Raw genomic sequence first — 8,473 nt, forward strand, 5'->3', positions numbered from 1 at the left:
TCGGAAGAACGGCGGATTGTTTATTCTGCCTCCGCCCATTAACCCGAACGGAGTGCTGCCTGAGGGAGATATGGCGTTTTTTGCGGAACATATGGATTACTTTCTGCGCGGGTCCGAGCCGCACGTATTCGTGTGCGGAAGTCGAATAATCAGCAGTATCGACGTACGTCCGGCACTGCTGTTCCATAAAAACACCGCAGCGGACGTAACTGTACTATACAAAGAATGGGGAAACGAGGCGAAACGCGCTGCGAAGTATCGCGCACTGGCAGCCGACAAGGATGGCCGGATTGTTCATATGGACTCCGAACCGGGGTTTATCGGCGGAACAAAAGCGTCGCTTGAGATGTATCTGATTCGAAAAGAGTGGCTGCTTAAGACGATCGGTCATGGCATGCAGGAAAACCGTTCCGATTTTGTACGGGACGGCATTATTGCGAATCTGGAACAGGCGCGTGTGTACGGTTTTCCGTATATAGGCTATGCGGCTATGGTACGAACAGTGGAAGATTATTATGCCGAGAGCATGAATTTGCTTGCGCCGGATGTGTGGGAAGCGTTGTTTGTTGAGGGAGAACGCATTTATACCAAAGTGAAAGATGAGCCTCCGGCACTGTACCGGGAAGGAGCGGACGTCACCAATTCGCTTGTCGCCAACGGTTGCGTAATTGAAGGTACGGTGGAAAACAGCATTTTGTTCTCAGGGGTAAAGGTGGGCAAGGGTGCTCATATTAAAAATAGCATTTTACTGCAGCATTGTGAGGTTGGGGAAGACGCATATGTGGAGTGTGTGATTGCGGATAAAGTCGCGCGCATTGGGGCAGGCAGAACGCTGGCCGGGCGGGAGGACTTTCCGCTGCTTGTGGCCAAGCGGGCCACCGTATAGAGTACGAAGAAAAGGGAGGAAAAACATGCGCATCTTATTTACAGCCGCAGAAGCGGCTCCCTTCGTCAAAACCGGAGGATTGGCTGACGTGATCGGTTCCCTGCCGAAAGAAATGATCAAGCAAGGGCTGGACGTGCGGGTGATGCTCCCAAAGTATAAAGTGATTCCCGGTTGTTTTACAGAAAACATGAGACGGCGGGCCGAGCTTACGGTCCCGGTCGGCTGGCGCAGGCAGTATGCTGGCATCGAAGAATTGGAATGGGACGGCGTCACATACTATTTTGTGGACAACGAATACTATTTTTGGCGGGATGGCGTGTACGGCTGCTACGATGAGGCGGAGCAATTTGCCTACTTCTCGCGGGCGGTACTTGAATCGCTCCCACAATTAGGATTCAAACCGGATATCCTTCATTGCCATGATTGGCATACGGCGATGGTGCCGGTATTTTTGCGTGCGTTCTATGACGGCCATCCGTTTTACGATTCCATGCGCACTGTGTTTACGATACATAATCTAAAATACCAGGGAATCTTTCCGTATACGGTGCTGCCGGATGTGCTTGGGCTTGACAACGACTATTTTACGCTGGACGGATTGGAGTTTTACGGCGACATCAATTACATGAAGGGCGGGCTGTTGTATGCGGACCGACTGACAACGGTGAGTCCGAGCTATGCGCGGGAAATCCAGGAACCGTATTACGGAGAGAGGCTGGACGGCGTGCTGCGCGCCCGGGCAGCAGATACAACGGGCATTATCAACGGGATCGATTATGACACATACAATCCGCAGAGCGATCCGCACCTGTATGTTAATTACCGGCGCTCCCCGGCCAAAAAGCGGAAAAACAAAGTTCATCTACAGCAGCAGCTTGGACTTCCGACCGCTGAAGGCATTCCGCTTATCGCCATCGTCTCTCGCCTGGCCGAGCAGAAGGGGCTGGATTTAGTTGCCTGCGTGCTTGAAGACATGCTGGCGCTTGATATGCAGATGGTGGTGCTGGGCACGGGGGAAGCGCGGTATGAAACGATGTTCCGTGAGGCGGCGCTCCGCTGTCCCCAGAAAATTGCGGCGTGTATTCAGTTTGACGAAGGGCTTGCACGGCGCGTATATGCGGCCGCCGACTTGTTTTTGATGCCGTCCAGGTTTGAACCGTGCGGTATCGGGCAGATGATCGCGCTGCGGTATGGTGCCGTGCCCATCGTACGTGAAACCGGAGGCTTGCGCGATACGGTACAGTCCTATAACGAAATGACTGGTGAAGGGAACGGCTTTACGTTCGCCCATTACAACGCACATGATATGCTGTATACAGTCGGACGAGCTCTCCGCGTCTACCGCGATCCTGCGGCGTTTGCCCGGGTGCTCGCGAATGGGCAAAAAACGGATTGCGGTTGGATTCAATCCGCCCGGCAGTATCATATGCTGTATGAACAGCTGGTTACAGCCTGAGAGGTGGGACATCATGTTTTCAAGCAAAGAAAGCTTTAAGCGGGCATTTATCGACAAGCTCGAGAGCATGCTGGGCAAACCCGTGGAAGAAGCAAGCGACATTGATAAATACAAAGCGCTGGGCGCCATGATCCGCGAGTATATCAACAAAAATTGGATTGCGACCAATACGCGCTACGTCGAAAATCAGGAAAAGCAAATGTATTATTTCTCCATGGAATTCCTGCTTGGCAAACTGCTCGAAAGCAACCTGATTAATCTCGGCGTGCGGGATTTGTGCGAAGAAAGCTTGTGCGAGCTTGGAATCGAGCTTTCCCGTTTGGAAGCACAGGAGCCGGATGCGGGGCTGGGCAACGGAGGATTAGGACGGCTTGCCGCCTGTTTTCTCGATTCGCTCGCCTCGCTGTCTCTTCCAGGGCATGGGTGCGGCATTCGTTATAAATACGGCCTGTTCGAGCAAAAAATTGTTGACGGCTACCAGGTGGAATTGCCGGAGTACTGGCTTAAAGAGGGCAATGTCTGGGAGATACGCCGCTCTGATCTGGCGGTTGAAGTGCGGTTCGGCGGCGAGGTGCGCTTCGAAGATCATGGCGGACACTGGACTTTTGTCCATGAAAAATACGAGTCCGTGCTTGCCGTTCCCTATGACGTGCCGGTAATTGGTTATCGTAATAAGACCGTCAATACGCTGCGCCTATGGAGTGCGGAGCCGAACATTCGTGATTTTGATTTTCAGACGCTCAATTCACGTGACTATCACAAGGTTCTTGATTACAAGCGTTCGGTCGAATCCATCTCTGAATTTTTATATCCGGACGATTCATTCTACGAAGGGAAGGTGCTCCGGCTTAAGCAGCAATATTTCTTCGTGTCCGCCGGACTGCAAAGCATCGTGCGCAGTTACAAGAAAACACAGCAATCGCTAAGAAATTTCCATCATAAAGTCGCTATTCACATTAATGATACCCATCCGGTACTGGCGATTCCTGAGCTCATGCGCATTCTGATGGATGAAGAAGGAATGGGATGGGAAGAAGCATGGCATATCACGGTCAATACCATTTCCTATACGAATCATACGACGCTCAGTGAAGCGCTGGAGAAATGGTCTATTGATATCTTTCAGCCCCTTTTTCCGCGCATCTACATGATTGTGCATGAGATTAACGAGCGATTCTGCCATGCATTGTGGGAGAAGTATCCGGGTGATTGGAAGCGAATTCACCAGATGGCCATTGTCGCCGACGGCCAGGTGAAAATGGCACATCTTGCCGTGGTTGGAAGCCACAGCGTGAACGGTGTGGCCAAAATTCACACCGATATTTTGAAGCAGCGGGAAATGAAGCATTTTTACGAGGTGTATCCGTACAAATTCAACAACAAGACGAACGGCATTACGCACCGTCGCTGGTTAATCAAGGCGAATCCAGCATTGGCTGGCCTGATTACCGAAGCGATTGGCGATAAGTGGGTAACCGATCCGTCCCGGTTAATTGAGCTGCGCGGTTTCGCTGACGATGCGGCGTTTAAACAACAGTTGTATGCGATTAAGCAGCAGAATAAGGCGCGGCTTGCCGACCTGGTGCGGGAAAAAACGGGGACCGAAATTGATCCGCAGTCCATTTTTGATGTACAGGTGAAGCGGCTGCACGCATATAAGCGGCAGATTTTGAATGTGATTCACATCATGGATCTCTACGATCGGCTGCGCGCTAACCCGGACCTTGCAGTCATGCCCCGTACCTTTATTTTCGGCGCTAAAGCCGCTCCAGGCTATCAACTGGCCAAGAGCGTCATCAAATTGATTAACACCCTTGCAGATGTCATCAACCGCGACCCTGTCATTCAGAACAAGCTGAAAGTGGTGTTTCTCGAAAACTACCGTGTTTCCCTCGCCGAGAAGATTATTCCGGCTGCCGACGTCAGCGAGCAAATTTCCACCGCGAGCAAAGAGGCGTCCGGGACGGGGAATATGAAGTTTATGATGAACGGGGCCGTGACGATCGGGACGCTGGACGGCGCCAACGTGGAGATGCACGAAGAAGTGGGGGACGACAATATGTTCCTCTTCGGGTTGACGGCTGATGAAGTGATAGCGTATTACACGAACGGGAAGTACCGGGCTAAAGACATTTATCACGGGGATATTCGTATCCGGGGCGCGCTGCAGAAGTTTACAGGTGATTTCTTTGGAGCCGGATACGGGCTGTTCAACGATATTTATTATTCGCTGCTGTCGACCAATGATGAGTTTTTCGTCCTTAAAGATTTCGCCTCCTATGTGCAGGCCCAACAGCGGATTGATGCAGCGTTCCGTGACCGGGAGTGCTGGAGTAAGATGAGCCTGATAAATATCGCCCAATCCGGCGTATTCTCAAGCGATCGGACGATTGTCGAATATGCGGATGACATCTGGGAATTAGACCCGGTGAAGATCGAATAGGAAGGAGGCGGTTCTGAGATGGGGGAGTTGGAAGTACGGCACGATTCACATCAACAGGGGTTCCGCGCTCCTTTCGGGGCGGTTCCCTGCGGTACGGATATCATACTGCGGTTTGCGGCATACGGAAGCCGATGTGAGCACATGGAAGATGTCCGGCTGTGCATCGCGCGCGACGGCGAGCCTGCAGCGGATATCCGCATGGCACCGGTCCAGGGACAGGAACCCGGCCGCTTGTACGAAGTGCGCTGGACCGCCCCTGAAGAGCCGGGGTTATGGTGGTATTATTTTCGTATTGCATACGACGGCAGCCTTTTTTATTACGGGAACAATGCGCAGGGAATGGGCGGTGTCGGAGAGAGCTACCCGGATGTACCGCCAGGCTATCAAATTACGGTGTACCGGGCGGAAGCGGCGACCCCGGATTGGATAAAGAACGGGGTCATGTACCAGATTTTCGTTGACCGTTTCCGCAATGGCCTGCCGGAGGGACGCGTATTGAACCCGAAGCCGGGCAGCTTGCTTCATGCCCATTGGAACAGTCTTCCGCTCTATATCCGCGATCCAGAGACGAAACGGATCATACGCTGGGACTTTTACGGGGGCAATCTCTATGGGATTTTGGAAAAGCTTCCATACCTTAAGAGTCTGGGAGTTACCGTCCTCTATTTAAATCCGATTTTTGAAGCATCAAGCAATCACAAGTACGATACAGGTGATTACCATAAGATAGATCCGATGTTTGGTGATAACGAATTGTTTGCTTCCCTCTGCGCGGAAGCACGGCGCTTCGGTATCCGGATTGTGCTTGACGGCGTGTTTAGCCATACAGGGAGCGACAGCCTGTACTTCAACAGGGAAGGAAACTATGCTAGTCTCGGTGCGTATCAGGGGAGGGAATCTCCCTATTATGAATGGTACCGGTTTGTCCGGCATCCGGACGACTATGAATGCTGGTGGGGCATTGACGTGCTGCCGAATGTGGAGGAGATGAATCCGTCGTATCAGGATTTCATCATGCACAATGAAAACAGCGTAGTAAAGCACTGGCATCGTCTGGGGGCCAGCGGCTGGCGGCTGGATGTGGCTGATGAGCTGCCGGATGCGTTCATTTGCGCGTTTCGCCGCACGTTAAAAGAAGCGGACCCGGACGCGGTTCTCATCGGCGAAGTGTGGGAAGATGCTACAAACAAGATTAGCTATGGCGTCCGCCGTAAATACCTTCTGGGCGACGAGCTTGATTCGGTGATGAATTATCCCTTCCGGCGTATCGCTCTCGATTTTTTGCTTGGCAGAGCAGACAGTGCTATGACACACAGAGCGCTGATGAGCCTGTATGAGAATTATCCGCGCCCGCATTTTTACAGTCTGATGAACCTTATCGGCAGTCATGATGTGCCGCGTGCGCTGACCGTGCTTCAGGAAGAACTGCCGGCTTCTGCTATCTCGCAGGAAGAACGCCGTGCGCTCGCGATGAAGCGGTTAAAACTGCTGGTGCTGTGGCAGATGACATTTCCGGGCATGCCCTGTGTCTACTATGGGGATGAAGCCGGGATGGAAGGCGGGGACGACCCGGCGAACCGGGGACCGTATCCATGGGGTGAACAGGATGGCGATCTTTTGGCCTGGTATCGGCGGGTTATCCGCTGGCGTCACGCGCACAATGTACTTCGCACAGGTACGTGGGAATCGCTCGTTTTGGCTTCGTCGAACGTATACGGTTATGTGCGGAAACTGGAAAATGAGACGGACGTATTCGGACAGCCGGGTCGTACCAATACGGCACTTGTGCTGCTTAATCGCAGTCTTACGCAGACGGTGGAGATTGAAATCGAGGCGGGGAGTATCCCGCCGCTTTATGATGTAACGGGCAATGGAGAAGCAGTCGAAGCGGTGAGCGGAAAGATTCGCGCTGTACTGCCGCCGCTCAGTGGCCGATTGTTGTTGGCTTATCATACCGATACACAAAAGCAAGCCTAAGAAGAAGCACGGGCTTGCTTTTGTGCTGTTTATTTGGCGTCTGAGAAGTACAAGGACTGGACGCGCCGGACGGTTTCGTCAAGATTGTTCGGCACCTGGATAATCGAGTATCCCATCAGATAGGGGGAGCCTGGTGCGCGCAATACGATCTTGGCGATAATATCGCCTTCATATTCATAGAAAAAGATGTTGTAGCTTTGATAGCGCCGGTTCATGTGGTTGAGAAGAAAATGTACCGCAATCTGGACATATTCGGCCATCTTGTGGAGCGCGTTTCGGTCACTGAGCACGATATTGAACTCGGTAAACCCGCCCCGCGGCCGGGTGGAGATGTTAAATTCGACGCCCGGGGCCTGGTCAATGACGATACCGGCCCATTGTTCAGGGTGAAGGTGCTTGCGATAGTCGACGTCGGCCAGCCCAACCAGCTGCATATGCGCATGGTAGATCGATCCGCCGGAGTGAATACCGTGATTCTTAAAAAAGATGACGGAACGATATTGTCCGCTTGCTTCAAGCGACATCCAGTTCCGCATGGCGAAGTCGAACAGCGCATGCAAGTGGGGCTTATGGTACGTGGATAAATCATCCTTGCACGTCATTGTCTCCACCAGCACCATTTGATAAGCGTGCTCGAGCGTCTGGAATTTATTTTCGATTAAAAGGAACGGTCCGTCCTGACTAATGACCACACCTTCCTTAAAGATTGTCTCCCGATCGCAGAACGGGCACTTTTCTTCCTGATTGTGCAGCGTGGACGGTTTGGTCTGCGCGATGCGGGTCTGAAAGTTCATATATGTATACATAGGCCATCCTCTTTGTCTCTGTAAAATTTAACGTCCTATATTATTATGATACTTAATTTTCGTCCGAATGAAAACGTCCCGGTGCTCTGCGACAACATTCTCCCTTTCGTGCCGCAGACAAACAAGGTACAATAAAAATCTATGAGAATACATGGGGAACGGGGAGAAAGAGATGGAGTTTACCGTACAATATCTTTCTTTTTTTGTCGTGCGTGGCGAAGAAGAAAGAGGGGAGAAAGGATATAAACATTATCAGACACTTGATGAAATGGAATATATGAATAGCACGCTGAGAGATTTCTTGGATGGCGAATTTGTGCGTACCGCCAAGCGGAAAGTCGAGCGCAATCCAAAAACGGAACAGGCTCCGACGAAGATTGGCCGTTTCGTCGTCGAACCCGGGCATGAACTCGACAGCAATCCGAACTACAATCTATTCGCCCGCCTGCGTGGTGCAGACGATAAAGAAGAATTCCGCCGTCATAGCGAGAATTTGGTACGCGCGTACATGAATACGAGCGCCATCCGCGGCGGAGCGCTTATTGTGGCGCGGGCCCGTTTGACGAAGTACTTTGACGATCCGTTTGTGTTCGTCATGAAATGTGACTTTGAACCGAAGATTGCAACGATTACCGATGAACGCAGTCTCGTCAAAAAGGTAGAGATGGCGATTAACGCCAAAAATATGAAGTCGATCCAGTATCCGCATATGCCAGAAGAAGGCATGCTTGAAGAGTGGGAGTTGAAGATTCATCAGGCCTCTCACGCACGTTATTTTGAAGATTTCCTAAAGTTCGTCGAATATGAGAAATCGCTGCCCGAGATTGTGAACACGCAGGTCTTAGGTCTGGTGCAGCAGTATATCGACGCCGTCTATGAAGAAGAAAGCGAAGAGCGTCAGCAGG

At 51.8% G+C, this 8,473-nt stretch carries 6 protein-coding genes; 5 read left to right on the forward strand and 1 reads right to left on the reverse strand.

Translation table 11 applies throughout. The features are described 5' to 3' along the window. The 4 genes from glgD to B2899_RS09270 form a co-directional block, all read left to right on the forward strand. Positions 1-886 (forward strand): glucose-1-phosphate adenylyltransferase subunit GlgD (glgD, locus tag B2899_RS09255; protein ID WP_286885258.1); only part of this gene is annotated, 886 nt, incomplete at its 5' end. A 25-nt stretch (positions 887-911) separates the two neighbouring features. Beyond that, entirely contained in the window at positions 912-2,342 is a 1,431-nt protein-coding gene (glgA, locus tag B2899_RS09260; RefSeq protein WP_286885259.1) for a glycogen synthase GlgA, read from the forward strand. Between the two features lie 13 nt (positions 2,343-2,355). Then, positions 2,356-4,785, forward strand: coding sequence for a glycogen/starch/alpha-glucan phosphorylase (locus tag B2899_RS09265; protein ID WP_146809110.1), 2,430 nt, complete (start codon positions 2,356-2,358; stop codon positions 4,783-4,785). Positions 4,786-4,803: 18 nt separating this feature from the next. Beyond that, on the forward strand, positions 4,804-6,762 hold the full coding sequence (locus B2899_RS09270; RefSeq protein WP_286885265.1) for a glycoside hydrolase family 13 protein: 1,959 nt from the start codon (positions 4,804-4,806) through the stop codon (positions 6,760-6,762). Between the two features lie 29 nt (positions 6,763-6,791). Here the strand turns inward: B2899_RS09270 and B2899_RS09275 are convergent, their stop codons facing one another. Continuing rightward, a complete protein-coding gene (locus B2899_RS09275) occupies positions 6,792-7,568 on the reverse strand; it encodes a DUF4931 domain-containing protein (RefSeq protein WP_286885266.1) in 777 nt (258 codons plus the stop codon). Between the two features lie 172 nt (positions 7,569-7,740). Between B2899_RS09275 and B2899_RS09280 the strand changes: the two genes are divergently transcribed. Continuing rightward, on the forward strand, positions 7,741-8,473 hold a 733-nt coding region (locus B2899_RS09280), incomplete at its 3' end, for a DUF3900 domain-containing protein (protein WP_286885268.1).

Origin of the sequence: Aneurinibacillus sp. UBA3580 (genome assembly GCF_002375825.1) — a bacterium.
GTDB classification, from domain to species: domain Bacteria; phylum Bacillota; class Bacilli; order Aneurinibacillales; family Aneurinibacillaceae; genus Aneurinibacillus; species Aneurinibacillus danicus.